We start from the raw sequence: 26,692 nt of genomic DNA, 5'->3' as shown, positions 1-26,692 counted from the left end.
TTCATTCGGACAATCGCCACTCTTCATGTGACACAACGGGCCCTTGCCCGAAAGTGAAAGTTCATGTCAGGGTCCGTGCCGTCTAGCGCTCCGCGACGGACATGGCTAAGGGCCTCGCATGAGCGGAATCACCCCTGACGTCGTCGAGGCGCATGGCCTCAATCCCGAAGAATACGAGCGCGTCCTGAACGCCCTTGGCCGAGAGCCGAACCTTGTCGAACTCGGCATCTTCTCGGTCATGTGGTCGGAGCATTGCTCGTACAAGTCGAGCCGCTTCCATCTGAAGAAGCTGCCGACCAAGGCACCCTGGGTCATCTGCGGCCCCGGCGAGAATGCCGGCGTGATCGACATCGGTGACGGACAGGCCGCCATCTTCAAGATGGAAAGCCACAACCACCCCAGCTACATCGAGCCTTTCCAGGGCGCGGCCACCGGCGTCGGCGGCATTCTGCGCGACGTCTTCACCATGGGCGCCCGCCCCGTCGCCAACATGAACGCGCTGCGCTTCGGCCGGCCCGACCACCCGAAGATGAAGCACCTGGTTCAGGGCGTGGTCGAAGGCATCGGCTCCTACGGCAACTGCGTGGGTGTGCCCACCGTTGGCGGCGAAACGAACTTCCACAAGGCCTACGACGGCAACATCCTGGTCAACGCCATGACCGTGGGCGTGGCCGAGACGGACAAGATCTTCTACTCGGCCGCCACGGGCCTGGGTAATCCGATCGTCTACGTCGGTTCGAAGACCGGCCGCGACGGCATCCACGGCGCCACCATGGCTTCGGCCGACTTCGATGAGAAGTCCGAGGAAAAGCGCCCGACCGTGCAGGTGGGCGATCCCTTCACCGAAAAGCTGCTGATCGAGGCCTGCCTCGAACTCATGGCCACTGACGCCATCGTCGCGATCCAGGACATGGGCGCGGCCGGCCTCACCTCCTCTTCGGTCGAAATGGCCAGCAAGGGCGGCGCCGGCATTCGCCTGAACATGAACAAGGTGCCCTGCCGCGAAGAGGCGATGACGCCTTACGAGATGATGCTCTCGGAAAGCCAGGAGCGCATGCTCATGGTGCTTCAGCCGGGCAAGGAAGCCATGGCCGAGGCTATCTTCAAGAAGTGGGAACTCGATTTCGCCGTGATCGGCGAAGTGACCGACACCGGCCACATGGTTCTCGAATTCAACGGCGAAGTGGTTTGCGACATTCCGCTCGGCCCGCTGGCCGACGACGCGCCGGAATATGAGCGCCCCTACGTCACGGCGGAGGAATACAAGGCCTGGGCCAAGGTTCCAGCCATGGGCGACGTGGCGGAAAGCGCCGACGTGGGCGCCGACCTGCTCAAGCTGATGGGCACTGTCGACCTCGCCTCGCGCAAGTGGATCTGGGAACAGTACGACAGCCAGGTCGGCGGCGACACGATGCAGAAGTCCGGCGGCGACGCTGCCGTGGTGCGCATCCACAACACGCAGAAGGCGCTGGCGATCAGCACCGACTGCTCGCCCCGCTACTGCTATGCAGACCCCTATGAGGGCGGCAAGCAGGCCGTGGCCGAGACCTATCGCAACATCAGCGCAGTCGGCGGCCTTCCGCTCGCCATCACCAACTGCCTGAACTTCGCGAACCCGCAGCGCCCTGAAATCATGGCGCAGATCGTCGGCTGCCTGAACGGCATGGGCGATGCGTGCCGCGCGCTCGACTATCCGATCGTCTCGGGCAACGTCTCGCTCTACAACGAATTGAAGGCCACCGGCGGCGGTTCGGCGATCCTGCCGACCCCGGCCATCGGCGGCGTCGGCCTGCTGGGCGACCACGAAAAGATGGCGACCGTCGCGTTCAAGAACGCCGGCGACGATGTCTTCGTGCTCGGCGGCCCAGATGGCAAATTGGGCTCGCACCTCGGCCAGTCGATCTGGCTGCGCGAGATTGCCGGCCAGGAAGCCGGTGACGCGCCCAAGGTCGACCTCAAGGCCGAAGCCGAAAACGGCGCCTCGATCCGCGACTGGATCGCAGCGGGCAAGGTCACGGCCGTCCATGACGTCAGCGACGGCGGCCTTCTGGTCGCACTGGCCGAAATGGCGATGGCCAGCGGCCTTGGCGTCGAACTCGACAACGCGCTGACCACGGCGGAAGCGTTCGGCGAAGACCAGTCGCGCTATGTCGTGACCGCTCCAGCCGGCACCGCCCTTCCCGGCACGGTGAAGATCGGCACGGTCGGCGGCACCACGGTCGCCGGCGTCGAAATCTCCGCCCTGAAGCAGGCCAACGAAGCCTTCTTCAAGGACTGGATGGAAGCCTGATCCGGTGCCGGCGGGTTACTCCGGTACCCCGCTGGCCCAGAAACTGTCGTTCAAGCCCGGCCTCACCGTCTGGTTCCATGCGATGCCCGAAAGCGTGCGCACGGAAATCGGTGAGGCCGGGCTTCTGATTCTACCCACGCCTGCGCCGGGCATGCAGGCCGCGCACATCTTCACCGCCAGCCGGGCGGAGATGGCAGAATTGCTGACCCGCCTGCGCCATACGATCGCGCCGGACGGATTCGTCTGGGTAAGCTGGCCGAAGAAGGCCTCCAAGGTCCCCACCGACATTACCGAGGATGCGATCCGCGAAATCTGCCTACCGATGGGCTGGGTGGATGTGAAAGTCTGCGCGGTAGATGCGGTATGGTCGGGGCTGAAGCTGATGATCCGCAAGGAACTGCGCTGAACGACTGGGCTGTCAAACAGCATTTCATAACCAAACGCCGCACAACACACTTCGTCATCCCCGCGAAGGCGGGGATCCCGCTTTCCTTCGAGCCGGACGCAAGAAAGCGGGGCCCCCGCCTTCGCGGGGGCGACGGAGTTTGAGGTGCGAGGTGATCGTTATGGCAGCGGATCGTCAGTCGACGCGCACCGCCCTTCACCCGCCCGTCGACGATGCCAGCACATTCACCGTCAGCGCCAGAATCCCAAGGTTGAACGCAAACGCGAACAGCCCGTGGAACGTCGACACACGCCGCACGCTCGTTTCGGTGATCTCGATATCCGCCGTCTGGCAGGTCATGCCGATCACGAAGGCGAAGTTCACGAAGTCGGAGAAATCCGGCACGCAATCGCCCGGAAAATCCAGCCCCTCATGGTCCGCCCCGTCGCTCGCCGTGTAGTAGAGCCGCGCGTAGTGGAAGGCGTAGATCAGATTGGCGAAAGTCCAGCTGGCAAGCAGCGTCACCACCAGCAGCGCAATTTCTCCGGGCGGCAGACGCTTGCTGTCCAGCACCAGCGTACCGAGCGCGGCCAGCACCACCGAAGTGATCACGCCGGTCAGCATCAACAGCATGACCTGCCCGGCATCGTCGCGCTTGGCCTGGCAGCGCATGACTTCCGCATCGCCGTGGCGCCAGAGCGGCACGCAGGAGAGGACGAAAGCGATCACGCCAAGGTCGAAAGCGGTGATCACCCCTTCCACCTTCGGCAGCACCTGCATCAGCGGCAAGACCGCGATCGCCATCACGCCAAGGAACAGCAGGTAGCGGGGGTGCGACAGCCGGTTGAAGATCGTATTCCGCTCACCGGCCATCGGCATTCCCCCATTCTCAGGCGTCACATCAGACGCGAACCCACTCCTGCTCGTCGATACCGAGCAGGCGCAGCACGCTGGTCAGGTCGCCCCGATCGATCCAGCCGTTGGCCGCCGCGCGCGCCTTGGGCTTGGCGTGGTAGGCGATGCCGTAAGTGGCTGCTTCCAGCATGGGAATATCATTGGCACCGTCGCCGGTTGCAAGGCTGGTGACGTTTCCGCCCAAAGCCTCGACCTCCGCCAGCAGCGTCGCCTTCTTCACCGAACTGTCGACGATCGGGCCGTCCAGCCCGCCGGTCAGCTTGCCGTCCGCCACTTCCAGCCGATTACCGACCACATATTCGAAGCCCAGCTGCGCCGCGACGGGATCGGCGAAGTGGTGGAAACCACCCGTCACCAGCACGGTGCGGCAGCCGAATTTCTTCAGCGTCTCCACCAAAGTACGCGCACCAGGCATCGGACGGATGCGGCTGGCCAGGCATTCCTCGATCGCGTCGACCGAAAGACCCTTCAGCAGCCCCACACGCTCGCGCAGCGCCTGTTCGAAATCGAGTTCGCCCTGCATGGCCCGCTCGGTAATCTCGGCAATGCGCTCCTTCAGACCCGCGAAATCGCCCAGTTCGTCGATGCATTCCTGACCGATCATGGTGGAGTCCATGTCGGAGATGAACAGGCCGGGGATCGTCGGCTCATGATCGCAAACAAGGCCGTCGGTCGGCGCGAAATGGTCGTCCAACGCCTTGCGAAGCGCCGCCGCATCCTCGTCCGGAGAGGCGATCTGCATGGTCCGCTCGCAGAAATCGAGCATGGCCGCCGAGGCGAGGCGCACGCCGCTTTCCGCCATTTCGGCTCGGGCCGCATCGATTCTTGCCGAGAGGTGGTCGGGTTCTGCTATCAGCCGCGCAATGAGCACTGCGAATTCCCTTGAAGCTGCGTATGAAAATTCCACTGGCGCACCTGCCGACGATGGCAGGCCACCGCTCGCGCTCATTGCAGGGCCGACCGCGAGCGGCAAGAGCGATTGTGCCGTAAGGCTGGGGCAAGAGCTTGAACGGCGCGGCCGCCGGGCAGTGGTGGTCAATGCCGACAGCTCGCAAGTCTACGCCGATCTGGCCGTTCTGAGCGCCCGTCCGCTGCCCGACGAGATGGGCGGGATAGAGCATCGCCTGTTCGGTGCATGGGACGGCAGGGCTAGCTGTTCCGCTGCCGATTGGGCCAAGGCCGCGCGTGAGACAATCGCCGAAGTACATGCCGAAGGTGCCGTGCCGATCCTGGTCGGCGGCAGCGGCCTCTATATCCGTACCCTGCTGGACGGGATCGCCCCGGTCCCTGAAATCGATCCAATCGTGCGGGAGGCCGTGCGCGCCCTGCCCACCTCCGACGCCTACGCCGCACTCCAGATCGAAGACCCCGAACGCGCCACCCGCCTTGCCCCCGCCAACTCGGCGCGCATTGCCCGCGCGCTTGAAGTCATTCGCTCCACCGGCAAGCCGCTTGCGCACTGGCAGGCGGAACTGACCGGCGGGATCGGGCACACCCTCTCACTATTTCCTGTCGTACTCCTGCCTGAACGGCAGGCGCTCTACCGCCGCTGCGACTTGCGATTTCAGCGCATGATCGAACGCGGCGCCCTGGGTGAGGTGAAAGCCCTGCTCGCCCGCAATCTCGATCCCGACCTTCCCGTCATGCGCGCCATCGGCGTGCCGGAACTGGCCGGAGTCGTGCGCGGCGAATGGGATCTGGATCACGCCATCGCCCGCGGCTCTCAAGCCACCCGCAATTACGCCAAGCGCCAGTTCACTTGGCTCCGCCACCAGCCTCCGCAAGATTGGGTTAGGCTTGAGTACGAAAATTTCGATCAAAAAACTCTTGAAGATAGATTATTTCAGGTTATGGGGTTGACGTAACATTTTCGTCCCCCTAGAGCCCGCACACGTCCTGCCGTGGAAGTGATGCAGGAGGAGAGGGAGACCCGGCACGGCGTCCGTCGTGTCGGGTCGGTTTCATTATAGTGCGCTAAAAGGCGGACTAAGTGTTGTGTCATGCGGCAAAGAGCGTATCGAGCCGCAACATTCGAAGGCACCCTACCCCCGGGGTCTGCCGAGAGTCGAAAAGGAACGTATTGTGACTGAAGAGCGCAGCGGCGCGAACATCCTGGTCGAAAGCCTGGTCAAGCAGGGGGTCGAATTCGTATTCGGTTACCCTGGCGGCGCCGTGCTACCGATCTACGATGCTCTCTTCGGTGACGAGCGACTTAGGCACATCCTCGTGCGTCACGAGGCTGGTGCGGCTCACGCTGCCGAGGGTTATGCGCGTTCCACCGGCAAGCCCGGCGTCGTGCTGGTCACGTCCGGTCCGGGTGCGACCAATGCCGTCACCGGCATTGCCGATGCCTTCATGGATTCGATTCCGCTCGTCGTCATTACCGGACAGGTCCCCACCGGCCTGATCGGTTCGGACGCGTTCCAGGAAGCGGACACGGTCGGCATCTCGCGCCACTGCACCAAGCACAACTATCTCGTGAAGGATCCGGCGGACCTTGCCGCGATCATCGACGAGGCGTTCGAGATCGCCACCACCGGCCGCCCCGGCCCGGTGCTGATCGACATCCCCAAGGACGTCCAGATCGCAATGGCGCCGTGGCACGAAGGCCCGATCCAGCGCCGCAAGCGCTACGATCCGCGCACCGAAGGCACGTCGGACGAGATTGCGCAGGCGGTCGAACTGATCGCCAAGGCCAAGGCTCCGGTGCTCTACACCGGCGGCGGCGTCATCAACTCGGGCCCGCGCGCGACTGCATTGCTGCGCGAGCTTCAGGAAAAGACCGGCGCGCCGGTCACTTCCACGCTGATGGGCCTTGGCGCCTTCCCGGCCGACCATGCGGACTGGCTGGGCATGCTGGGCATGCACGGCACCTACGAAGCCAATCTGGCGATGAACCAGGCCGATCTGGTGATCTGCGTCGGTGCCCGCTTCGATGACCGCGTGACCGGCCGCCTGGATGCCTTCGCGCCGAATTCGAAGAAGATCCACATCGATATCGACCGCGCCTCGATCAACAAGACCGTGCGCGTGGACCTGCCGATCATCGGCGACTGCGCGACCGTGCTCGACCAGATTCTGACGCTCTGGGGCGACCGCAAGCCGCAGGACCTTGCTCCGTGGAAGGCCCGCGTCGAAACCTGGCGCGAGAAGAAGAGCCTCTCGTTCCCGACCAATCGCAATGCGATCATGCCGCAGCTCGCGATCCAGCGCCTGTTCGAACTGACCAAGGACAAGGATCCGATCATCTCGACGGAGGTTGGCCAGCACCAGATGTGGGCGGCGCAGCACTTCCACTTCTTCGGTCCGAACAAGTGGCTGACGTCGGGCGGTCTCGGCACGATGGGCTATGGCCTGCCCGCCGCGATCGGCGCGCAGCTCGGCAACCCGGACAGCCTGGTCGTCGACATTGCCGGCGATGCCTCGATCCAGATGAACATCCAGGAACTGGGCACCGCCACGCAGTACCGCCTGCCGGTGAAGATCTTCATCCTCAACAACGAGTGGATGGGGATGGTCCGCCAGTGGCAGGAACTGACGTACGAGAGCCGCTACTCGCAGTCCTATTCGGACAGCCTGCCGGACTTCGTGAAGCTGGCCGAGGCCTATGGCTGGAAGGGTATCCGCATCGAGAACGAAGCCGATCTCGACGCCGGCATCCAGGCGATGATCGACTATGACGGCCCCGTCATCGTCGACTGCCTTGTCGCCAAGGAATCGAACTGCTTCCCGATGATCCCCTCGGGTGCGTCGCATGTCGAGATGATCCTCTACGGCGATACCGTCGCCGGTACGATGGACGATGCCGCCAAGGCACTGGTCTGAGACTGCGAGAGATCAGAGAATAATCATGATGCACATTAAGCACGAAGCCGAGGAACGGCACGTCCTGACCGTGACGGTCGATAACGAAGCCGGTATTCTGGCCAAGATCGCGGGCCTGTTCACCGCGCGCGGCTACAACATCGACAGCCTTACCGTGGCCGACATTACCGAGAACCACTCGGTAAGCCGCATCACCATCGTGACGCACGGCCCGCCCAGCCAGATCGACCAGATCCACGCCCAGCTTGAGCGTCTGGTGCCGGTCCACAAGGTGACCGACCTTACTGAGGTCGGCCCCTACGTGCAGCGCGAACTGGCGCTGATCAAGGTGACAGGCGTGGGCGAAAAGCGGGTGGAAGCGCTGCGCATCGCCGGCGTGTTCCGCGCCCGCCCGGTAGACACCACCACCGGCAGCTTCATCTTCGAACTGACCGGCGCGCCGGACAAGATCGACAGCTTCGTGGCGCTGATGCGCGACCTTGGCCTTGTCGAAGTCGGCCGCACCGGCATCGTTGCGATGATCCGCGGCCCCGAAGGGGTCTGACGACACCAATTCCCTCCAGCCGCCTCGGTACTTTGGTGCTGGAATTGAACCACGCGCTGCAAGGCGCACCCAAATCCGGCCTGGCCTCCCTCAATCGACAGGCCCAGGTCCTCGAAAGGATAGTACGATGAAGGTCTATTACGACGCCGATTGCGACATCAACCTGATCACCGAAAAGAAGGTCGCGATCCTCGGCTACGGCAGCCAGGGCCACGCCCACGCGCAGAACCTGCGCGATTCGGGCGTCAAGGAAGTGGCGATCGCGCTGCGTCCGGGCTCGCCCTCTGCCAAGAAGGCCGAAGGCGCCGGCTTCAAGGTGCTTGCCAACGCCGAAGCGGCCGCATGGGCCGACGTTCTCATGATCCTGGCGCCCGACGAGCATCAGGCCGCGATCTACGCTGCCGACATTCATGAGAACCTGAAGCCCGGCGCCGCACTCGCCTTCGCTCACGGCCTCAACGTCCACTTCGGCCTGATCGAACCCCGCGCCGACATCGACGTGATCATGATCGCGCCGAAGGGCCCGGGCCACACCGTTCGCGGCGAATACGTGAAGGGTGGCGGCGTGCCCTGCCTCGTCGCGATCCACCAGGACGTGACCGGCAACGCGCAGGACGTGGCCCTGGCCTACGCTTCGGGCGTCGGCGGCGGCCGTTCGGGCATCATCGAAACCAACTTCCGCGAGGAATGCGAAACCGACCTGTTCGGTGAGCAGGCCGTGCTCTGCGGCGGCACCACCGCGCTGGTCCAGGCCGGCTTCGAAACGCTGGTGGAAGCCGGCTACGCGCCGGAAATGGCCTACTTCGAATGCCTCCACGAGCTGAAGCTGATCGTCGACCTGATGTATGAAGGCGGCATCGCCAACATGCGCTACTCGATCTCGAACACCGCCGAATACGGCGACATCAAGACCGGTCCACGCATCATCACCGAAGAGACCAAGAAGGAAATGAAGCGCGTTCTGGAAGACATCCAGTCGGGCCGTTTCGTGAAGGACTTCGTGCTCGACAACCGCGCCGGCCAGCCGGAACTGAAGGCTTCGCGCATCGCCGCCAAGCGTCACCCGATCGAGGAAACCGGCTCCAAGCTGCGCGCCATGATGCCCTGGATCGGCGCCAACGCGCTGGTGGACAAGGAAAAGAACTGATCGCCATTACGCATTTTCGCGTTTGACGGAATTCGGGAGGCGGCGCAGAAATGCGCCGCCTCTTTTCTTTGCCAACACCTTCTCAGGGAGCAGAACCGATGCGCCGTTCGCATATCGCACTCGCCTTTGCCGCAGCCGCCGCCATCGCAGCCACCGCCGCTGCCCCCATCATCGCCCAGCCCGGCCCGGGTGGCCCCGGCGGCCGAATGGAAACGCTTCACGGTTCCGGCACTCCGGCCGATGTGAAGGCCGGCACTTACGCCGTCGAACCCGCACACACGCAAGTCACCTTTAGCGTCGCGCACATGGGCATCTCGCCTTTCGCCGGCACTTTCTCGGGCGCGAGCGGTTCGATGACGCTCGATCCCAAGAATCTTGGCGCGACCAAACTCAACGTGACGATCCCGACTGCGTCCGTGCAGACGACCAGCTCCAAGCTTTCGGAAGAACTCGTCAGCGCAGACTGGCTTGACGCTGCGAAGTTCCCGACCGCCACTTTCGTCGCCACCTCGGTCACTCCCCGCGGGCCCGAAGCTGCCTCCATCGCGGGCACGCTCACGCTGCACGGCGTCAGCAAGCCGATCACCATCGAGGCCCGCTTCTTCGGCGCCGCGGCTAACCCGATGAGCAAGAAGGACTCCATCGGCTTCCTCGCCCGCGCGCTCATCAAGCGTTCCGACTTCGGCGTGACCAAGTACGTCCCGCTGGTGTCTGACGAAACGGTGCTGGTCATCAACGCCGCGTTCGAAAAGCAGTAAAGTCACGCCGGCGCGGGCCATCATCGACTATTCGTGCGTTTTCGTGCATCCTTCCGCTTCCGGCATAATCGCGAAGGAAGAATGGCATGATGCGCAAATCGACCACGATGATGGCCCTCACCGCAAGCCTCATGGCCCTTTCGGCCTGCTCAACTTCCGGGAGTGACAAAGTGGCCGATGCAACACCCCCTCCCCCGTCGATGGAGCCCAGCTGCGGCGCCGATCAATACAGCGCCTATGTCGGCCAGCCCGCCAGCGATGAAGTGATCGCCGCGATCGCCAAGTCGCGCGGCGACAAGCCGATGCGCGTCATCAAGCCCGGCATGGCCGTCACCATGGACTACATGCCCGAACGCCTAAACGTGCAGGTTGGGGAAGACGGCAAGATCACGGGCTTCAACTGCACCTGATTTCGGCGCGTATTTCGGACGCTGCCATCTTGATCCGGGCCCCTGCCTTGTCCAAGCAATGCCTCAGCCACGCATGAGCGCAGGAATTAGCAGGGGCCCGCATGACCGAAGCCAACGATATCGAACGCGAAGATAGCCTCACCCGCGTGGAGGCGTTTTCCGATGGCGTTCTGGCGATCATCATCACCATCATGGTGCTGGAACTGAAAACGCCGGTATCGGAAGGGCTGACCGCGCTTTGGCCGCTCTGGCCGATCTTCATCGCCTATGTGCTTAGCTACGCCTACGTCGCGATCTACTGGGTGAACCACCACCGCCTGCTCAGCCATGCGCGCGTGGTGACCAGCGGACTGCTGTGGTCGAACATGCTGCTGCTGTTCACCCTGTCGCTGATTCCCTTCTCCACGGCCTATCTGGGCGAGCATCACTTCAACCGCGAAGCGACGCTGCTTTACCTGGTGACGATGCTGACGCCCGCGCTCGCCTACGTCTTGCTGCAAGGGCGGATCGCCGCGACCGGCACACAGACGGCTGCCAGCCGCCGCTATCACAAGGCCTCGCATCGCAAGGGCCTCGCCGCTTCGTTCGTTTATGCCCTCGGCATCCCGCTGACCTTCGTGTCGCCATGGCTCGGCGTCGCCTGCGCGGCGCTGGTGGCAGTGTTCTGGATGCTGCCGTGGAGCGGCCTCGACCGGCTGTTTCTCGACCGGCGCCCTCCCGAACAGCCCTGAGCACCCGTCGGCAAGTTTGTTGCGCGGCGAAGCCGAACGATCGCAACAGGATGCGCCTTTTCGCTTTACAAGCATCCGTCCAATGCGCATAGGCACCCCCATGACCCTTCGTCTTGGCCTTACCCTGCGACTTACACGCCCTTGGGCGTGAGTTGACGCGTCGGTCCTGCGGCGCGCTCGGCGCTCAAGGGGACCCTGCCAGACCGGGCCGAAATTACGGCCCTTCCAGACGAAGACGTAAATCCGAGCGAGACTACCCATGACCATGCTGAAAGACCCTTCGGTCAAGTACCGCCCCTTCCCGCAGATCGACCTGCCGAACCGCCAGTGGCCCTCGCAGGTCATCACCAAGGCGCCGCGCTGGCTCTCGACCGACCTGCGTGACGGCAACCAGGCGCTGATCGATCCGATGGGCGCGGAGAAGAAGAACCGCTTCTTCGATCTGCTGGTCAAAGTAGGCCTCAAGGAGATCGAGGTCGGCTTCCCCTCGGCCGGCGCCACCGAGTACGATTTCATTCGCGGGCTGGTCGATAACGACCGCATCCCCGAAGACGTGCTGGTGCAGGTGCTGACCCAGTCGCGCGAAGACCTGATCAGCCGCTCTTTCGAAAGCCTGGCCGGCGTGCATTCGGCGATCGTCCACCTCTACAACGCCGTCTCGCCGCTGTGGCGCACGGTGGTGTTCGGGATGGAACCGCACGAGATCAAGGGCATCGCCGAAAGCGGCGCCAAGATCCTGCGCGATCAGGCGGCGAAGTATCCGCAGACCAAGTGGCAGTTCGAATACTCGCCCGAGACGTTCTCGACCGCCGAACTCGATTTCTCGATCGAGGTTTGCGAAGCGGTGATGGATGTTCTGCAGCCGACGCCGGAAAACCCGATCATCCTGAACCTGCCGGCCACGGTCGAGGCGGCGACGCCCAACATCTACGCCGACCAGATCGAGTATTTCTGCCGCAACCTGCCAAACCGCGAATCGGCGGTGATTTCCCTGCACACCCATAACGACCGCGGCACCGGCGTCGCCGCTGCCGAACTGGGCCTGATGGCCGGCGCGGACCGCGTCGAAGGCTGCCTGTTCGGCAATGGCGAACGCACCGGCAACTGCTGCCTCGTCACCGTGGCACTGAACCTGTACACGCAGGGCATCGACCCCGAACTGGACTTCTCGGACATCGACGAGGTGATCCAGACGGTCGAATACTGCAACCAGCTGAAGGTCGCCGAACGCCATCCCTATGGCGGCGAACTGGTCTTCACTGCTTTCTCCGGCAGCCATCAGGACGCCATCAAGAAGGGCTTCGCCGCGCAGGAAAAGCGCAACGACGAACTCTGGGCGGTACCTTACCTGCCGATCGACCCCGCCGATCTGGGCCGCGATTACGAGGCGGTGATCCGCGTCAACTCGCAGTCCGGCAAGGGCGGCTTCGCCTGGGTGATCGAGCAGGACCAGGGCCTGAAGCTGCCCAAGCGCATGCAGGCGCACTTCTCCAAGCACGTGCAGAACCTGGCCGACGAGCTGGGACGCGAACTGCAGGCTGCCGACATCTGGGAAGTGTTCCGCGCCGCCTACCGCATCGACGATCCGCAGCACTTCGCGCTGATCGATTACGAAGAAGCCAAGACGCCCGACGGCACCCGCGTCTTCGCCGGCAAGATCGGCGTGGACGGCAAGGAACAGACCGTTTCGGGCCGCGGCAATGGCCTGATCTCCTCGGTCACCGCGACGCTGGCCGAAAGCTTCGGCGTGAACCTTGAAGTGCGCGACTATGCCGAGCACTCGATGGGCAAAAGCTCCGACGCGCGCGCGGCCGCCTATGTGGAATGCGTGACGCCGGACGGCCGCACGATCTGGGGCGTCGGCATCGACGAGGACGTGGCGACCGCCTCCGTCCGCGCCGTGCTCAGCGCCGCGAACGAAGCGCGGATCTGAACCGGACGATCTCGAATGGAAAAGGGCGGCCCTGGTGCCGCCCTTTCTTTTTGCGCGTCGAAGGGTCTCAGTGCCCGATGCGGATTTGGGTGACTTCGAACTTCGGCGTCAGCGCACAATCCGCAACCGGAGCGCCGCGTGCCGCGTGATCCAGACACCATGCGGCCGAAGCGAAGTTCGTGGCGATGGCCGCGCGCACGATGCCGTTGTCCCGCATCGATGCGTCTCCGCCATCACCCTGCGCCGAAGTGGTGATATCGCGGTCGAACAGGACATGCCCGTTATCGATCCGGACCACGCGATAATGCAGGGTGGCCGTGGTCGTGTTGTTACCACCGAGACGAAACGGCGTGGCGCTCCCGCCCCAACTGACCGTGAGGCGCCCCCGCGCCTGCTTGCCATCGGGCGCAACCATGTTCATGCGCCGGAAACTGTCTTGCAGGGCCGCATTGACGCTGGATCGCTTGGCTGCCCTGATCCAGTTCAGCGCCGAACTGCCGACCGTCGATGGCAAGCCCTCGATCTCGCCAACTTCCAGCGACTGATACAATGGATGTGTCGGCCCGATGGGTCGCGGCGTCTCCGGCGCGAACGGCAGCCCGATGGCGACAAGTGGGATGTCTCCGGAACCGGCCTGCGAAGGCACGGCAGTCGCCAGCAGCAGGCCTGCAAGGATCACGTAGCGCATGGCGCGATCCTGGCCGACGCGGGTATCGATTCGATTAATGCGATCAGGCCCCGTCAGTGGCGACCCATTCTGCCAGATCGGGCGATTGACCGATCAGCGCAAGGCCGTGGGCGATCGAGGTCAGTTCGTTGCCGGTGGCGATCTTGCTTTCCCCGAACCGCTGCTCGAACAGCGCGCGCACGGCCGGGATCAGCGAGGATCCGCCGGTGAGGAAGACGTGATCGATCTGGTCCGGGCGAAGACCCGATCGGGCCAGCGCATCGTCCACCGTCTCGCCGATGCGGTGAAGGTCCGGTGCGATCCAGCGTTCGAATTCGGTGCGGCTGACTTCGGCGTCGATCGTCAATTCGTCGCTGTGGAAGCGGAACGCGCCGTGCTCGTCGCCGGACAACGCGCGCTTTAGCTTGCCCACCGCCTCGTAGAGCCCGAAGCCCAGTTCGTGTTCGACCACCGCGATCATGCGATCGATCGCAGCCGGATCGGTGGCGCCGTGCTTCAACTTGGCCAGTTGGTCCAGCGTCTTGCGGTTGCGCATCAGCGCCAGACGCGACCAGTCGCCAAAGTCAGCAAAGTGACCGGGCGGGATCTCCAGCACTTTGTCGAACGAACGATATGTGCCGCCCTTGCCCAGCAGCGGCAGCACCAGATGGTCCATGATCCGATAGTCGAACCGGTCTCCGGCGATGCCGATACCTGCAGATCCCAGCGGCACGCAGCGCCGCGCCGCGCCGGGCGCTTCCACTTTGACGATCGAAAAGTCACTGGTACCGCCGCCGAAGTCCGCCACCAGCAAGGTTGCCGGATCGGAAAGGCGCGAGGCGAAGCTGAAAGCCGCGCCCACCGGCTCGTAGACGTAGTGGACCGAGCGGCCAAGCATGGCGAACATCGCATCGTAGCGGGTGCGTGCCAGCGCCTCGTCCGGTCGCGAGCCGACGTAGCGCACGGGGCGGCCGACCACGATCCGCTCCGGCAGGTCCCGCAGCGCAATGTCGGCGTGATCCATCAGATGGGTAAGGAAAACCTGCCCCAGTTCCTCGAACTTCATGCGCTTTTCGAACAGGTTGGCCTGATCGAAGGTCGCGTTGGCAGCCACCGACTTGAACGATTGCAGGAAGCGCGAGCCCTGAGGATACTCAAGGAATTCGGCGATGGCCCAAGGACCCGCCTCATGCGCAAGGCCGCCGCGCACGCCTTCCTCCTGCCAGAAGCACAGCGCCGAGCGGAACACCGAACCCGGCCCATCGGGAGCGGCGAACGACACCAGGTCGGCGTCCCCAGCCGCGCCGGACAGCGCGATCACCGAATTGGTGGTGCCAAAGTCGATGCCCACGAAACGACCCGCGACGGTCTCGGCGGCGGGAACGGTCGACATCTTGGCTTCCTTATCTGAAAAACGGCCGGCGCCTATCGCAGCACATCGGCGATCCTGCAACCCGCGAGTTGGCCTGCCTGCAAACGAAAAGGGCGGCCACTGGACCGCCCTTCCCTGCAATTCATTCCCGATCGCGGATCAGTCGCCCGTCAGGATGCGATCGACCAGTTCCTTCACGGTCGGCGTGAAGCCGTTGGAATAGAACGGATCCTGCTTGAACTTGTAGGCCGCGTGGCCCGCAAACATCAGGTTCTGGTCGACCGGGCCACCATGGGCGATGTCCTGAAGCGTCTTCTGGATGCAGAAGCTGCGCGGATCGGCAAGGCGGCCGGTGGTGTAGTCGTCGTGGTCCTTCCACGAAGAGAAACCGCAGTGCGACAGGCAGCCCATGCAGTCGGCCTGATCCTGGCGGATCACGTCACGCTCGGCCGGGTTCACGAAGATGATCGTGTCGTCTGGGGTGCGCAGGCCATCGGTGAAGCCCTGGGCCGACCAGGCGCGTGCGCGGTCGAGGTCCTTCGGGGCCACCCAGAAGTTCTTGCCCTTCACACCCACGTCCAGACGCACGGTATGTTCGCCCGCCTCGACCTTCGAGTAGGGAATCTGGCGCTCCGAACGCGCTTCCAGGCTGCGCAGGAACGGGTTGCGCACGGCCGAGGAATAGAAGCCGGTCGGCGAGAAACGGTGGAGCAGCACATCGCCGGGCTCCAGCGTGCGCAGGTGGTCCTTCCACTCCTGCGGGATCGGGCTTTCCTGCGTCAGCAGCGGGCGGGTGCCGTACTGGAAGGCGATCGAGCCGAGTTCCGGGTTGTCGATCCAGTTTTCCCAGTCGCGCAGATACCAGACGCCGCCGGCCATCACGATCGGCACCGCGTCCGAAATGCCTTCCGCGCGCATGGTTTCGCGCAGGGCCTTCACGCGCGGATAGGGATCTTCCGGCTTCAGCGGATCTTCGGCGTTCGACAGGCCGTTGTGGCCGCCGGCCAGCCAGGGGTCTTCATAGACCACGGCCGCCATCAGGTCCGAAACCTTGTGATACGCACGCTTCCAAAGCGCACGGAAAGCACGGGCGGAGCTGACGATCGGCAGGTAATTGACGTTGAAGCGCGCCGCGATCTCGGACAGCTTGTAGGGCATGCCCGCGCCGCAAGTGACGCCGGCAACCATTCCCTTGGTCTTTTCCAGCACGCCTTCCAGCACGGCCTGGGCGCCGCCCATTTCCCACAGGACGTTGATGTTGATCGCGCCCTTGCCGTTCGAAATCTCGTAGGCGCGGCGCACCTGTTCGACCGCGCCGTCGATGGCGTAGTCGATCAGTTCCTGGTGGCGTTCCTTGCGGGTGAGCGCGCGGTAGATCTGGGGGACGATCTTGCCTTCCGCATCATAGCTGTCCGCATTGACGGCACTGACGGTGCCGATGCCGCCGGCCGCCGCCCAGGCGCCCGAGCTCATGTGGTTGGTCGCGGCAACGCCCTTCCCGCCCTCAACGAGCGGCCAGACTTCGCGTCCACCATAGACAATCGGCTTGAGACCCTTGAAACCCATCTTCTCTTTCAACTTTCCCCCGGCGCGGCGGGTCGATCAGACCTGCCTTATACGCCCTGTGTGACTGACGCTCACCTGTTTTGCGTCGTGGATTTGCCGGATAGTCGACACGGCACGATACTGGCCGGATCGGGCCGCTCCCCGGTGGCTTCGAACTGTGCGAGATAGCCTTGAAGTTCCGGCTTACGGACAAATTCCGTCAAGCGAAAGCCCACCGCGCCAAATTCGCAGAAAAGCAGTTGCGGCGGAATGCCGTGCCTGTCGCTCGACCGATCAGCCTCCACCACCACGACCTTGCCGCCGGGCCGAAGCGCCGGCCAAAGCCGCCAGAGGAAGGCGTAAGGCTCGCTCACTTCGTGATAGACGTGGACCAGGAAGATGCGGTCGAAACTGTTTTCCGGCAGACTGGGATCGTCCACCTTGCCCAGCTTGATGGAGACATTGTCCAGCTGCTCGCGCAGCACGCGCTGGCCCAACCGTTCGTTGGCGGCGTGGTCGATATCCTCGGCCAGCACCCTGCCCTTGGCACCCACCCGCTTGGCGAGGCGAACCGTGTAGTACCCCTCGCCCGCGCCGATATCGGCCACGGTCATGCCCGGCGCAATCCGGGCAAGGTCCATGACGACTTCCGCCTCATGCAAGGAATCGCGCTGGATTTCGCTGCCGAAATCGCTGTCGCTGGCCTTGGAGACCGGACGGTCCGCAACCGGGAAGGCGCGCGCCGTCTCAGGCCGGCCGTCATCCGGCGCCTTCTGGTGGCACGCGCCGAGAGCCAGCAGCAATGCCAGCGTGGCGGTCTGGCCGAAAGTGAGGCGGGGCAAACGCATGCGGCCCTTTAGCGGTTCGGCCCGCGCTTGGCAAAACACTCTGCCGAAAGCGCCGAGCCTGTCCCGCTACGGATCAGTCGACGTCTTCGACCTCGACCTTTTCACCCGTCACGCGCTGGGAAAGCGCGGCGGCCATGAAGGGGTCGAGCGCGCCGTCGAGCACGTCACCGGGCGCCGTCGAGACGACGCCGGTGCGCAGGTCCTTCACCTGCTGATAGGGCTGGAGAACGTAGGAACGGATCTGGTGGCCCCAGCCGATATCGCTCTTGCTGGCGTGTTCGGCGCTGGCCGCTTCCTCACGCTTGCGCATTTCTTCCTCGAACAGGCGTGCCTTCAGCATGCCCATCGCGATTTCGCGGTTCTTGTGCTGCGAACGGTCGATCTGGCTCGCCACGACGATGCCCGAGGGCGCGTGGGTGATACGCACCGCCGAGTCCGTGGTGTTGACGTGCTGACCGCCGGCACCCGAAGCGCGATAGGTATCGATCTTCAGGTCGGCCGGGTTGACCTCGATCTCGAAGCTGTCGTCGATCACCGGGTAGACCCAGACGGACGAGAAGCTGGTGTGGCGGCGCGCCGAGCTGTCGTAGGGGCTGATGCGGACCAGGCGGTGGACGCCGCTCTCGGTCTTGGCATAGCCGTAGGCGTTCTCGCCCTTGATCAGCAGGGTGCAGCTCTTGATGCCGGCGGCTTCACCGGCGTGATAGTCCACCAACTCGACCTTGTAGCCGTGACGCTCCGCCCAGCGCGTGTACATGCGCTGGAGCATCTCGGCCCAGTCCTGGCTCTCGGTGCCGCCGGCGCCGGCATGCACTTCGAGGTAAGTGTCGTTGGCGTCCGCCTCGCCCGAAAGCAGCGCGGTGACCTTGTCATGGTCGGCCCGTTCGGCAAGCGCGGCCAGAGCGGCGATACCTTCGTTGATGGTATCCTCGTCGCCTTCCATTTCGCCCAGTTCGACGAATTCGATGGCGTCCTGCATCTCGCGGCTGATCTCGTTCACCGCGCCGATCGAGGCTTCAAGGCGGCGACGTTCCTTCATCACCGCTTCGGCTTCCTTGGGCTTGTCCCACAGCGTGGGGTCTTCGACGCGCGCGTTCAGCTCGTCGAACCGGCGCAGAGCGCGGTCCCAGTCGAGGAACTTGCGGACCAGCGCGAGGGCCTTCTCGATACGCGCAATGTGGGCCTGCCCTTCGGCACGCATGACTTCAAACTCCCAAGAAACGCCCAAGGCACGAAATGCCGCGCATAGCGCAGTGGCGACGTAAGTAAAGCACGCGCGACTGCCAAGGGCAGAGGAACCGCGTGGGAAGCGGCGCTATTACCTGCTGATGGGGGTGAAGTTCAAGGCTGGAATGAAGTTGCCAGCGTTGTGAATGCCCACCCCGCCGCGACTAGGCAGGCAAGCTGCCAAGTCTTGCGCCCCTCCCGCTTGCGGGAGGGGGAAATTGCGCCACACCTAATCGCTGCGCTGGCACCCCCTCCCGCAAGCGGGAGGGGCGGCGAGACTTGCTGAACGCAGTGAAGCTAGTCGCAGCGGGGTGGGCCCACGCAACGTCAAACTCAGCCCTTCAGCTTCTTCACCGCCTCAAGCGTCAGCTTCACGTGATCGCGATAGTCGAGATCCGAATGGACCATGACGATCTTCCCATCCTGCGCGATCACATAGCTGGTGCGATCGGTCATCCCGGCGGGCGCGCCTTCGCGCTTCAAAGCGACGTCATAGGCCTTGATGACCGCAGGCGTCGCCACGGCCACCGCAAACTTGTCCCGGCAAGCTTCGGTCGAAAACTTCTGGAGCGTCGGCAGATCGTCGTTCGACATGCCGACCACGGTGGCGCCCAGCTTGGCGAAATCCTCGGTCGCATCGGCGAAGGCGTGCGCCTCCAGCGTGCAGCCCTGCGTAAAGGCCTTGGGATAGAAGTAGAGGACGACCGGCCCCTTCTTCAGCGCCGACTTCAGGTCGAAGGACATGACCTTGCCGCCCTTCGCGCCCTGCGTCGAAAAGGCCGGCGCCTTGGCGCCGACCGGCAGCGCCGCATCGGCCGCACCGGCGGTGAAAGCGAGGGCCAGAGCGGCGGCGAGAGCGGGAAGAGTCTTGCGCATGGCGCGCAATCTGAACCTTGAAAGGGGGCCTGTCCAGCCCCCTTCCAGTCCAACCAATAGGCTGAATTTAGCGGGACTTACTCGATGTAGCCGAGTACGGTTCCCACTTCGTAAGTCTCACCGATGGCGGCCACGATCTTCAGCGTGCCCGAAGCCGGTGCCTCCACTTCATTGGTGGACTTGTCGGCTTCCAGAGAGAACAGCGGCTGGCCTTCGGCAACTTGGTCCCCATCGTTGGCGAGCCACTCGGCGATCTGGCCCTCTTGCATCGAGAAACCGATCTTGGGGAGCAGGATTTCAACGGCCATGGTCTTTCTCGATCCTTATGCGAATGTCTTTGTCCGTTGCCTATCGCGCACCCGCGCACCGGCATAGGGCCGAGAGCGTAGGCGCGTGCAGGTTTCGCCGGTACGATTACATCGCCAGTGCCGCGTTTTCTCGCGCGCAGTCCGGCACGGGCAGTGAAGCCCGCTTTTCCGCCAGTTCGGCGCGCGCGGCGGCTACGTCGGCAACGAAAGCCGGTTCGGCGTTGAGGCGGGCGAAGACGGCGGCGGCGACGATGCGGCCCTCCTCTATATCGCTCAGCCAATGGACATTGCAGATCCGGCGGCTCTCACCGAAGGCCCGTCCACGCGCCACCAGTTCACCCGCGCGGTCCGGGACCAGATCGGCCAGGATCAACCCCATGCCGAAGCCGATTGCGCTGTGCCCCGAAGGATAGGAGCCATCCTTGCGCAGCATCGCTTCCTGATCGGGCGTGCAGGTGGCCTTGCCGTTCTCCATGAACGGGCGCGGCCGCTGATAGCGGTTCTTGGTGGGATAGCTGGCCAGGCCGAAGTCCATCATCGACTTCATCAACAGGGCCTGCACCTTGGGCGTCGTCTCCGCGCCGATGCGGAAGCCGGCAGCGCAGGAAAACGTGTCGGTGACTTTCGGCGTGAACAGGTCTGCATCGATCTTCGCCTGTTCCCAGCGCGGCGTGCCTTGCATCGCGATGGCCGCAGCCGCCGCCTCCTCGTCACGCGCCTTGGCCGCGGATCCCGGCGCGGGCGGCGCCGGGTTGAAGAGCAGGCTGTTCGGCGCGCCGCCTCTGGGCAGGTAGCTGCCGTTGCGCATGATCGCTGCCATGGCCGCTCTGGTGGCATCGGTTTGCGACGTTGTTGCCGCAGGCGTCGCAACTTGCGCCTGCCCAATCGCCATGCCGGCCGCGCCAGCCGCCATCACAATCGCTCCGCAGATGCCCGCCGCCAGTTTTGCGTGCTTCATCGCCGATCTCCCTCTTCCTGCTATTCACGCGTTTTTTCAGCGTAAATAGCAGGATTGGAGCGAGCAGCCATCGCCCAAGCGCTGCCGATCAGCGGGTATCGCCCCGGCAATTGCGTCAGTCTGCTACTTTGCCGTCCTCATGCGCCATCCAATGGACGAAGCGGTGGAGCGGATACATCGCATCGTGCGGATTGCCGATCGTGGAAGGCCCTGCCTCGCCCAGATGGACCACGCGCTGGGCGCCGCCCGCCGCCAGCCGGTCGCGATAGTCCGCCATGCGGTCGAAGGGGTAGAATCCCACCGTCTGCGTGGCGACGTTGATCCACTTCACCGCATCATCAAGACTGTCCACGCGCACGACGTTGGCGGTCTTGTTGATCGGGTGGAAGTCGACCGGCTCCTCGGATCGGATGACAAGCCCCTTGCCGTCGGTCCGCCCCCAGACGCCGTATTCGTCGTCCATCAAGGTCATCGTATCGACCGCTTCGCGCATGTCGCGGTCCAGCGGGCGAACGTCGCCGCTCTCCGCCGCGCGGCGGGCGATGTGGTGGTGGAGGCGCTCGCAGAAGCGGTCCACTTCCTCTTCGCTGCCCTCCACGAACTGGAAGCGGCTGGCGACGCAGGCTTCCTGGTTCAGCGTCATGACGTCAGTGGAACAGAGGTCCGCCACGCGGTCCACCGTCGCTTCGTCCACCAGCCCCTCGCGCCCGACCATCGAGATCGAGGTCTTGGGATCGAAGGAAACGAGCTGAAAACCTGGTCCCAAATATTTGATAACGTTGTTGATCGCGTCGCCGCCGCCCCAGGCGACGATCTTGTCGAAATACTGCGGGCGATAGAGTACGCGCTCCGTCGCATCGTCGCCGCCGCGCCAGTAGACCGCCGACATGGAGCGCACGATGGGATGGTTCGCATCGATATCCGCCATGGTCCGCAGGATGGCGACCATGGTGAAGGGATCGGCGCTGCTCATCTTGAACAGGTTCACGCCCTTCACCATCGAACCCTGCGCCACCGACTTCACCGCCACGCCCGGAGAATTGCCCGGCAACACATGGATCAAGCGCGGCGCGAAGGCCCGCACGAAGCTCTTGCGGCCAGTGAAGTCCTGCTTCGGCACCCACTCATCCAGCGCGCGCGGATCGGGGAAGTTCTGCTCCACCTCCGCCATCAGCACGCGCTTGTCGAGATAGGCGGCGGCATGGCGGGCGGTATTCTCGACCACAGCGCGCGGCAGGATATGCGTGCGGCACATCCGCTCGATGCATTCCTGCATATGGTCGTTGTCGGAAGCGGTCAGGCGCTGGCCGGTTTCGACGAGGAAGTCGATGATCTCCGCCAATGGCACGTTCAGCAGCGGCGGCACTTCGGTGCGCGGCGGTACCGCGCGATCGAAGGGGATCTTAGGTGTCGCGAAGGTCACGCCAAGGTCCCGCGAGGTCTGGATCACGTCGGTGCCGTGCAGCACCTCTCCCCGCAGGAAGAACGGAGCCGATACGAGTTCTTCGTTTTCAGCAACTTGCGTCACGGAGTTCATGCTACACCTCGCACGTAAGCGTCGACCGTGCCCGCGCAGCCGATCTTGTCGTCCCCCTCCAGATCCGCATAGCGAACGATGTTGTCGCGGATCGAAGGACCATGGTTGCCGCACTTGCACGGGCCGTAGTCGAGCGAGATCCGGTCACCCGTGATCACCCCGCCCCAGCGGCCATCGAGCGAAAGATCGAAGAACGCGGCGCGACCTTCCATTTCACCTGAAGTGTGGTCCAACGCATTGTCGCCCGACTTGTCGAGCAGCACCGGCACGATCCACGGCGGCACATGATAGCGCCCGCCCTCGCGGCACTTCGGCATGCCGGAATTCAGTTCCTGCATCGAATAATTCTGGAAGTGGCGATCCTCAGTAATGTTGAAGGTATCGAAGACATACTCCTGATAATCATCAGGAAGTTGTGCGCGCTTGAGTCCGCCACCGACGTAGATCGAGTTGTCGGGATCGAAGTCCGCACGGCCGTAACCCGCATCGCGAACCGCCTTGGCGACCTGCCACAGCCCGCTCCACAGGCCCGAAAGCTGGAGCTTGCGATGACGGTTTTCGATGATGAACTGCGCCGTCGCCGGGATGGCATCGGCCACTGCCTTGGCACGCGCGGCCGAGGTTTCCTCGAAAGCGGCGATCTCGTCGGGACGGGCCGTACCCTCGGCGATCTTCTTGCGCATCACCACCATCGAGGTCAGAGATCCCACGGTGATCGGCGGCACCGGATAGTGCCAGCGCGGCGCGGAAGGATCGGCGAAAGCCTCGTACTGCGCCTGGGCGATCGTCGCATTCTTGGGCACGGTGGCAACCGGCGCGCAGCCCACGATCACGCGATCCTGCGCCGGAACCACGCCCGAACCCCAGGCGAAGACGTTGACCGTATCGATCTTCGACCAGTCCATGTCCTTCTGCGACGCGATCAGCATGGCCGACTTGCCGGTGGTGCCGCTGGAGCACGAAATGAAGTAGCCAAGCGCGGCCAGCCGCTCGATCCAGTCGTCGATGCCCTCAACGCCGTCGAGATCCAGCCCCTCGATCGCGTAGGGCGAGATCGTGCCGAGCCACTTGGTCAGCCGGTCCCAGCGCTCCTCCATCAGGAAGCTTTCGGGGTACGACTTGTAGGCGGTGTGCGGGAACAGCAGCGGCACCATGTCGGCGATGGATTCGATCTTCTCGATCCCGGCATCGCGGGCACGCAGGCTGAGCAGCTTGATGCGGTCCTTGCGCTCCTGAAACCGCTCATCGAGCGCGGCGACTTGCGTGCTCCGCAGTTCATCTGCGCTGAAACTGAAACGCTGCGGATCGGCGACCAGCGCCATCAGCTTGTCGGCAGCTTCACCCATTCGATCTCTCCCGATTGTCCTCTCGGCCTGCGGTCACGGCTGGACGCCGGGCCTCGACTCGATTAATAGCATCTTGTGCGTATCATTATTCACGATTCTCTTGGCAGGGCAAGCGAGATCGGTTCCAATGGCCCGATGAGCGAGCCTGCCGACGTCACCGACATCCCCGCCCCCTCCGCAGTCGGCGTCCGCGCCGGCCGGCCGACGCGCGAACAGGCGCGGGCGCGGCACGAACAATTGCTGGACTGCGCGTTCGAGAACTTCCTGGACAAAGGCTATGAGCCCACCACGATCGAAGGGATCGCCGCCGAAGTCTCCATGACGAAGCGCACGGTCTATGCCCGCTATCCGGAGAAAGCCGCCCTCTTCCGCGCTGCCCTGCGCCGGGGGACGGAGCGCCGCGCAGCCAGCCGCGCGCGGATAGAGGCGACGCGGGTGGACGATCTGGAAGCGACCCTGATCAACATCGCCATGCTGCGGATCGAACTGGCCGGCACCGAGCAAGGCGTGAAGATGCAGCGCCTGATCAATACCGAGGCCTATCGCTTCCCGGACATCTTCCAGACCTATTACGATATCGCCGCGCTGCCGACGGTGGAGTTCCTGGCAGGAATCCTGGCCGAAGAGACTGCCGCCGGGCGGCTTGCGGTGGACGATCCGATGCTGGCGGCCAATGTCTTCATGAGCATGGTGGTCAGCGGCCCGGTGCGCTTCCTCGTTTCCGGCAACGCGCTGAGCGAGACTGCAGTGCGCACCCGCGTCGATTTCGCAGTGCGGCTGTTCCTCAAGGGGGCAGAGCCGCGCTGAACGCATACGAATAGAATGGGAGAGCAGGAAAGATGTCCGGAAACACGGATCCGATACAGCCGCCGAAACGCCAGCGCTGCGTCGTAATTACCGGCGCCAGTTCCGGGATTGGGCGTGCCAGTGCCGACGCATTTGCGCGTATGGGTTGGCATGTGATCGGCACCGGACGAGACGAGGAACGGTGCCGCGACGCCGCCGGACAGATCGCGGCGGTGGCAGCCAACGACGGCCGCGTGGACTTCCTTCGCGGCGATTTCACCGAGATGCGCGACGTTCTTCGCGTCGCCTGCGAGATCGGGGCACTGGCGGACCATGTGGACGTGCTGATCAACAATGCCGGTGGTGTGCGCGACGGGCAGTATCGCACGTCAGAAGGGCTGGAAGCGACGTTCGCGGCCAATCACCTTGCGCCGTTCCTGCTGACACGCGAACTGATGCCGCTGCTGGAGCGTGCCGCTGGTGAGCGTCCGCCGGGGCTGGTTCGCGTGATCGCCGTATCCTCGGCCGGGCACGCGGCCTGCCAGGGCATGCGGTGGTACGATCTCAACATGGATACGGCGTTCGACGCCAATGCCGCCTATTGCCAGGCGAAGCTGGCCAACCTGCTGTTCGCGCGGGAACTGGATCGGCGCGTGCGCGATCGGGGCGTGATCTCGCTGGCGATGCATCCGGGCCGCGTCGCCTCAAACTTCGCCAGCCACGCCGACGAGAAGATGCAGGCATGGATGGCCGCCAACGCCAGCGTTTCGCCCGAACAGCCTGCACGCACCTTGGTCTGGCTGGCCACTGCCGTCGAACTGGGCGGAATGGGCGGCCGCTATTTCCATGAACTGGCAGAAGAACAGCCTGCGCCACAGGCGCTGGACGATGCCGCGGCTGCCAAGCTTTGGACGGAAAGTGAACGGATGCTCGATCGCATCCTGGCGACCACGGACTGACGGCGCCCAAGCTCTGGCCAAAACTCTGATCGACCTCACGAAAGTTGCCGCCCCGTTGCCGCTCCATCGGATGATTTCCGATGAGGGCGGCAGCGGGGCAGCGCTTTGCGGCCCGGTCGCTCGTCTTTCCCAGGCGCAGGAAGGGGAGCCCCGCGTCTGTCGCGATTGTTACGTCCGATCGCGACTTCAGTTGGCGATCAGTGGCAACAACAGCACGTATACGCCTTCACGCGAAGGATTACATCTGGACTTCCGGGTAGCGCGCAAACCCTCATGGGCTGAACGGAGGCCCGCGAAATGATCACTCCGAAGAGAGATCGCCCCCAGGAGACTCTCGCTCTTGACCGGAATGGCGCGCGCGCCTCAAGGAACCCCATCCGCCCAAGGAGCCCGACTGGATGACCGCTACCCCCAATGATCGCCCGACCGACAGCCCCAATGACAGACCACGTCGCAGCGCGCTTTACCTGCCCGCCTCCAACGATCGGGCCATTGCCAAGGCGCGCACGCTGCCCTGCGACGTGGTGATCCTGGACCTTGAAGACGCGGTTGCTCCGGAAGCCAAGGATGCAGCGCGTGAAGCGGCGGTGAAGGCGGTTGCGGAAGGCGGTTTCGGCCATCGCGAAGTGGTGATCCGCCCCAACGGGATCGACACCGAATGGGGCGCGGCCGATCTTGCGGCCATCGCCGGATCGCAGGCGGATGCCGTGCTCGTCCCCAAGGTGAACGACCCGGCGGACATCGCACGGTACGACGCGGCACTGTCCGGCGCCGCGCCGGAAATGCAGCTTTGGGCGATGATCGAGACTTGCGCGAGCGTGGGCAACCTGCCCGCCATCGCCGCCATGGCGCAGACCACGCGGCTCTCGCTCTGGATCATGGGCACCAACGATCTCGCCAAGGAAATGCGCGCGCAACTGACGCCGTGCCGCACGCCGTTCCTGCCCTTCCTGTCGATGGCGGTGGCGGCTGCACGGGCCAACGGCGTCAGTATCCTGGACGGCGTGTGCAACGAATTCCGCGATCTCGACGCGTTCGAGGCCGAGGCGCGGCAAGGTTTGATGTTCGGCTTCGATGGCAAAAGCCTGATCCATCCCGCACAGGTCGAGCCCTGCAACGCGGTGTTCTCACCCGGTGAGACCGATCTGGCATGGGCGCGAACGGTGATCGAGGCTTTCACCCTGCCGGAGAACCAGGGCAAGGGTGCCATCCGCGTCGACGGCAAGATGACCGAACTGCTCCATCTGGATCAGGCCCAACGGCTCGTGGCCGTGGCGGAACGGATTGCAGCGGCCGGCTGACGCGAAAAGGGGCGGAAGAACCTT

At 64.1% G+C, this 26,692-nt stretch carries 25 protein-coding genes; 13 read left to right on the top strand and 12 right to left on the bottom strand.

What is annotated here, in order from left to right; all coding sequences use genetic code 11:
- Window positions 1-118: 118 nt before the first annotated feature.
- Entirely contained in the window at window positions 119-2,290 is a 2,172-nt protein-coding gene (purL, locus tag WBP07_RS05470; protein WP_395394746.1) for a phosphoribosylformylglycinamidine synthase subunit PurL, read from the top strand.
- A gap of 4 nt (window positions 2,291-2,294) precedes the next feature.
- A complete protein-coding gene (locus tag WBP07_RS05465) occupies window positions 2,295-2,696 on the top strand; it encodes a hypothetical protein (protein ID WP_395394744.1) in 402 nt (133 codons plus the stop codon).
- A gap of 195 nt (window positions 2,697-2,891) precedes the next feature.
- Here the strand turns inward: WBP07_RS05465 and WBP07_RS05460 are convergent, their stop codons facing one another.
- Window positions 2,892-3,548 carry a DUF1345 domain-containing protein gene (locus tag WBP07_RS05460; RefSeq protein WP_395394742.1) on the bottom strand — a complete coding sequence of 219 codons (657 nt, stop codon included), beginning with the start codon at window positions 3,546-3,548 and terminating at the stop codon, window positions 2,892-2,894.
- Window positions 3,549-3,576: 28 nt separating this feature from the next.
- Window positions 3,577-4,461, bottom strand: a complete 885-nt coding sequence (gene serB / locus WBP07_RS05455; RefSeq protein ID WP_395394740.1) for a phosphoserine phosphatase SerB — start codon at window positions 4,459-4,461, stop codon at window positions 3,577-3,579.
- Here serB and miaA point away from each other — a divergent pair.
- From miaA to leuA, 8 genes are all read left to right on the top strand, one after another.
- Window positions 4,454-5,455, top strand: coding sequence for a tRNA (adenosine(37)-N6)-dimethylallyltransferase MiaA (gene miaA, locus WBP07_RS05450; protein WP_395394738.1), 1,002 nt, complete (start codon window positions 4,454-4,456; stop codon window positions 5,453-5,455). The genes serB and miaA overlap by 8 nt on opposite strands.
- A 217-nt stretch (window positions 5,456-5,672) precedes the next feature.
- A complete protein-coding gene (ilvB, locus tag WBP07_RS05445) occupies window positions 5,673-7,415 on the top strand; it encodes a biosynthetic-type acetolactate synthase large subunit (protein WP_395394736.1) in 1,743 nt (580 codons plus the stop codon).
- 25 nt (window positions 7,416-7,440) lie between these two features.
- A complete protein-coding gene (gene ilvN, locus WBP07_RS05440; RefSeq protein WP_395394734.1) occupies window positions 7,441-7,959 on the top strand; it encodes an acetolactate synthase small subunit in 519 nt (172 codons plus the stop codon).
- A 127-nt stretch (window positions 7,960-8,086) separates the two neighbouring features.
- On the top strand, window positions 8,087-9,106 hold the full coding sequence (ilvC, locus tag WBP07_RS05435; protein WP_395394732.1) for a ketol-acid reductoisomerase: 1,020 nt from the start codon (window positions 8,087-8,089) through the stop codon (window positions 9,104-9,106).
- A 98-nt stretch (window positions 9,107-9,204) separates the two neighbouring features.
- Window positions 9,205-9,864: a YceI family protein gene (locus WBP07_RS05430; protein WP_395394730.1), complete on the top strand. Its 660-nt coding sequence runs from the start codon at window positions 9,205-9,207 to the stop codon at window positions 9,862-9,864.
- Window positions 9,865-9,950: 86 nt separating this feature from the next.
- The gene (locus WBP07_RS05425; protein WP_395394728.1) at window positions 9,951-10,274 is read left to right on the top strand and encodes an I78 family peptidase inhibitor; all 324 of its coding nucleotides are present in this window, start codon (window positions 9,951-9,953) and stop codon (window positions 10,272-10,274) included.
- A gap of 101 nt (window positions 10,275-10,375) precedes the next feature.
- Window positions 10,376-11,005 carry a TMEM175 family protein gene (locus WBP07_RS05420; protein ID WP_395394726.1) on the top strand — a complete coding sequence of 210 codons (630 nt, stop codon included), beginning with the start codon at window positions 10,376-10,378 and terminating at the stop codon, window positions 11,003-11,005.
- A 259-nt stretch (window positions 11,006-11,264) separates the two neighbouring features.
- A complete protein-coding gene (gene leuA / locus WBP07_RS05415; RefSeq protein ID WP_395394724.1) occupies window positions 11,265-12,938 on the top strand; it encodes a 2-isopropylmalate synthase in 1,674 nt (557 codons plus the stop codon).
- 67 nt (window positions 12,939-13,005) lie between these two features.
- On the opposite strand, the gene WBP07_RS05410 is transcribed toward leuA, so the two are convergent.
- From WBP07_RS05410 to WBP07_RS05365, 10 genes are all read right to left on the bottom strand, one after another.
- Window positions 13,006-13,626, bottom strand: coding sequence for a hypothetical protein (locus WBP07_RS05410; RefSeq protein WP_395394722.1), 621 nt, complete (start codon window positions 13,624-13,626; stop codon window positions 13,006-13,008).
- Window positions 13,627-13,669: 43 nt separating this feature from the next.
- A complete protein-coding gene (locus WBP07_RS05405; RefSeq protein ID WP_395394720.1) occupies window positions 13,670-14,998 on the bottom strand; it encodes an Hsp70 family protein in 1,329 nt (442 codons plus the stop codon).
- A gap of 138 nt (window positions 14,999-15,136) precedes the next feature.
- Window positions 15,137-16,543, bottom strand: a complete 1,407-nt coding sequence (locus WBP07_RS05400; protein WP_395394718.1) for an NAD(P)H-dependent flavin oxidoreductase — start codon at window positions 16,541-16,543, stop codon at window positions 15,137-15,139.
- Window positions 16,544-16,614: 71 nt separating this feature from the next.
- Entirely contained in the window at window positions 16,615-17,370 is a 756-nt protein-coding gene (locus WBP07_RS05395) for a class I SAM-dependent methyltransferase (protein WP_395394716.1), read from the bottom strand.
- A gap of 73 nt (window positions 17,371-17,443) precedes the next feature.
- Window positions 17,444-18,571, bottom strand: coding sequence for a peptide chain release factor 2 (gene prfB / locus WBP07_RS05390; protein WP_395394714.1), 1,128 nt, complete (start codon window positions 18,569-18,571; stop codon window positions 17,444-17,446).
- A gap of 359 nt (window positions 18,572-18,930) precedes the next feature.
- On the bottom strand, window positions 18,931-19,473 hold the full coding sequence (locus WBP07_RS05385) for a peroxiredoxin (RefSeq protein WP_395394712.1): 543 nt from the start codon (window positions 19,471-19,473) through the stop codon (window positions 18,931-18,933).
- Between the two features lie 77 nt (window positions 19,474-19,550).
- Window positions 19,551-19,781: a biotin/lipoyl-containing protein gene (locus WBP07_RS05380; RefSeq protein WP_395394710.1), complete on the bottom strand. Its 231-nt coding sequence runs from the start codon at window positions 19,779-19,781 to the stop codon at window positions 19,551-19,553.
- Window positions 19,782-19,887: 106 nt separating this feature from the next.
- Window positions 19,888-20,739, bottom strand: coding sequence for a phosphatase PAP2 family protein (locus WBP07_RS05375; protein ID WP_395394708.1), 852 nt, complete (start codon window positions 20,737-20,739; stop codon window positions 19,888-19,890).
- A 115-nt stretch (window positions 20,740-20,854) separates the two neighbouring features.
- Complete coding sequence (locus WBP07_RS05370; protein WP_395394706.1) at window positions 20,855-22,276, bottom strand: acyl-CoA reductase; 1,422 nt, start codon at window positions 22,274-22,276, stop codon at window positions 20,855-20,857.
- Window positions 22,273-23,622 carry a hypothetical protein gene (locus tag WBP07_RS05365; RefSeq protein ID WP_395394705.1) on the bottom strand — a complete coding sequence of 450 codons (1,350 nt, stop codon included), beginning with the start codon at window positions 23,620-23,622 and terminating at the stop codon, window positions 22,273-22,275. Before WBP07_RS05365 ends, WBP07_RS05370 begins: the two co-directional genes overlap by 4 nt.
- Window positions 23,623-23,757: 135 nt before the next feature.
- On the opposite strand from WBP07_RS05365, the gene WBP07_RS05360 reads away from it, so the two are divergent.
- From WBP07_RS05360 to WBP07_RS05350, 3 genes are all read left to right on the top strand, one after another.
- Window positions 23,758-24,429, top strand: coding sequence for a TetR/AcrR family transcriptional regulator (locus WBP07_RS05360; RefSeq protein WP_395394703.1), 672 nt, complete (start codon window positions 23,758-23,760; stop codon window positions 24,427-24,429).
- A 32-nt stretch (window positions 24,430-24,461) separates the two neighbouring features.
- Window positions 24,462-25,367 (top strand): SDR family NAD(P)-dependent oxidoreductase, encoded by a 906-nt coding sequence (locus tag WBP07_RS05355; protein ID WP_395394701.1) that lies wholly within the window; start codon window positions 24,462-24,464, stop codon window positions 25,365-25,367.
- Between the two features lie 398 nt (window positions 25,368-25,765).
- Window positions 25,766-26,668, top strand: coding sequence for an HpcH/HpaI aldolase/citrate lyase family protein (locus tag WBP07_RS05350; protein ID WP_395394700.1), 903 nt, complete (start codon window positions 25,766-25,768; stop codon window positions 26,666-26,668).
- Window positions 26,669-26,692 lie beyond the last annotated feature (24 nt).

The sequence above is a fragment of the Novosphingobium oxfordense genome (assembly GCF_044029435.1).
Taxonomy (GTDB): Bacteria; Pseudomonadota; Alphaproteobacteria; order Sphingomonadales; family Sphingomonadaceae; genus Novosphingobium.
The sequence above is the reverse complement of the archived record's forward strand: the minus strand, read 5'-3'. Positions and strand labels throughout refer to the sequence as shown.

What these genes read in the sequence shown, in the direction of transcription:
- WBP07_RS05410 (WP_395394722.1), bottom strand. Translation starts at nt 13,626, where the DNA reads ATGCGCTACGTGATCCTTGCAGGCCTGCTGCTGGCGACTGCCGTGCCT.
- WBP07_RS05420 (WP_395394726.1), top strand. Translation starts at nt 10,376, where the DNA reads ATGACCGAAGCCAACGATATCGAACGCGAAGATAGCCTCACCCGCGTG.
- WBP07_RS05350 (WP_395394700.1), top strand. Translation starts at nt 25,766, where the DNA reads ATGACCGCTACCCCCAATGATCGCCCGACCGACAGCCCCAATGACAGA.
- purL (WP_395394746.1), top strand. Translation starts at nt 119, where the DNA reads ATGAGCGGAATCACCCCTGACGTCGTCGAGGCGCATGGCCTCAATCCC.
- WBP07_RS05360 (WP_395394703.1), top strand. Translation starts at nt 23,758, where the DNA reads ATGAGCGAGCCTGCCGACGTCACCGACATCCCCGCCCCCTCCGCAGTC.
- WBP07_RS05365 (WP_395394705.1), bottom strand. Translation starts at nt 23,622, where the DNA reads ATGGGTGAAGCTGCCGACAAGCTGATGGCGCTGGTCGCCGATCCGCAG.
- ilvC (WP_395394732.1), top strand. Translation starts at nt 8,087, where the DNA reads ATGAAGGTCTATTACGACGCCGATTGCGACATCAACCTGATCACCGAA.
- WBP07_RS05400 (WP_395394718.1), bottom strand. Translation starts at nt 16,543, where the DNA reads ATGGGTTTCAAGGGTCTCAAGCCGATTGTCTATGGTGGACGCGAAGTC.
- WBP07_RS05395 (WP_395394716.1), bottom strand. Translation starts at nt 17,370, where the DNA reads ATGCGTTTGCCCCGCCTCACTTTCGGCCAGACCGCCACGCTGGCATTG.
- miaA (WP_395394738.1), top strand. Translation starts at nt 4,454, where the DNA reads ATGAGCACTGCGAATTCCCTTGAAGCTGCGTATGAAAATTCCACTGGC.
- WBP07_RS05385 (WP_395394712.1), bottom strand. Translation starts at nt 19,473, where the DNA reads ATGCGCAAGACTCTTCCCGCTCTCGCCGCCGCTCTGGCCCTCGCTTTC.
- WBP07_RS05375 (WP_395394708.1), bottom strand. Translation starts at nt 20,739, where the DNA reads ATGAAGCACGCAAAACTGGCGGCGGGCATCTGCGGAGCGATTGTGATG.
- WBP07_RS05425 (WP_395394728.1), top strand. Translation starts at nt 9,951, where the DNA reads ATGATGCGCAAATCGACCACGATGATGGCCCTCACCGCAAGCCTCATG.
- prfB (WP_395394714.1), bottom strand. Translation starts at nt 18,571, where the DNA reads ATGCGTGCCGAAGGGCAGGCCCACATTGCGCGTATCGAGAAGGCCCTC.
- ilvN (WP_395394734.1), top strand. Translation starts at nt 7,441, where the DNA reads ATGATGCACATTAAGCACGAAGCCGAGGAACGGCACGTCCTGACCGTG.
- leuA (WP_395394724.1), top strand. Translation starts at nt 11,265, where the DNA reads ATGACCATGCTGAAAGACCCTTCGGTCAAGTACCGCCCCTTCCCGCAG.
- WBP07_RS05405 (WP_395394720.1), bottom strand. Translation starts at nt 14,998, where the DNA reads ATGTCGACCGTTCCCGCCGCCGAGACCGTCGCGGGTCGTTTCGTGGGC.
- WBP07_RS05380 (WP_395394710.1), bottom strand. Translation starts at nt 19,781, where the DNA reads ATGGCCGTTGAAATCCTGCTCCCCAAGATCGGTTTCTCGATGCAAGAG.
- WBP07_RS05430 (WP_395394730.1), top strand. Translation starts at nt 9,205, where the DNA reads ATGCGCCGTTCGCATATCGCACTCGCCTTTGCCGCAGCCGCCGCCATC.
- WBP07_RS05370 (WP_395394706.1), bottom strand. Translation starts at nt 22,276, where the DNA reads ATGAACTCCGTGACGCAAGTTGCTGAAAACGAAGAACTCGTATCGGCT.
- WBP07_RS05460 (WP_395394742.1), bottom strand. Translation starts at nt 3,548, where the DNA reads ATGGCCGGTGAGCGGAATACGATCTTCAACCGGCTGTCGCACCCCCGC.
- WBP07_RS05355 (WP_395394701.1), top strand. Translation starts at nt 24,462, where the DNA reads ATGTCCGGAAACACGGATCCGATACAGCCGCCGAAACGCCAGCGCTGC.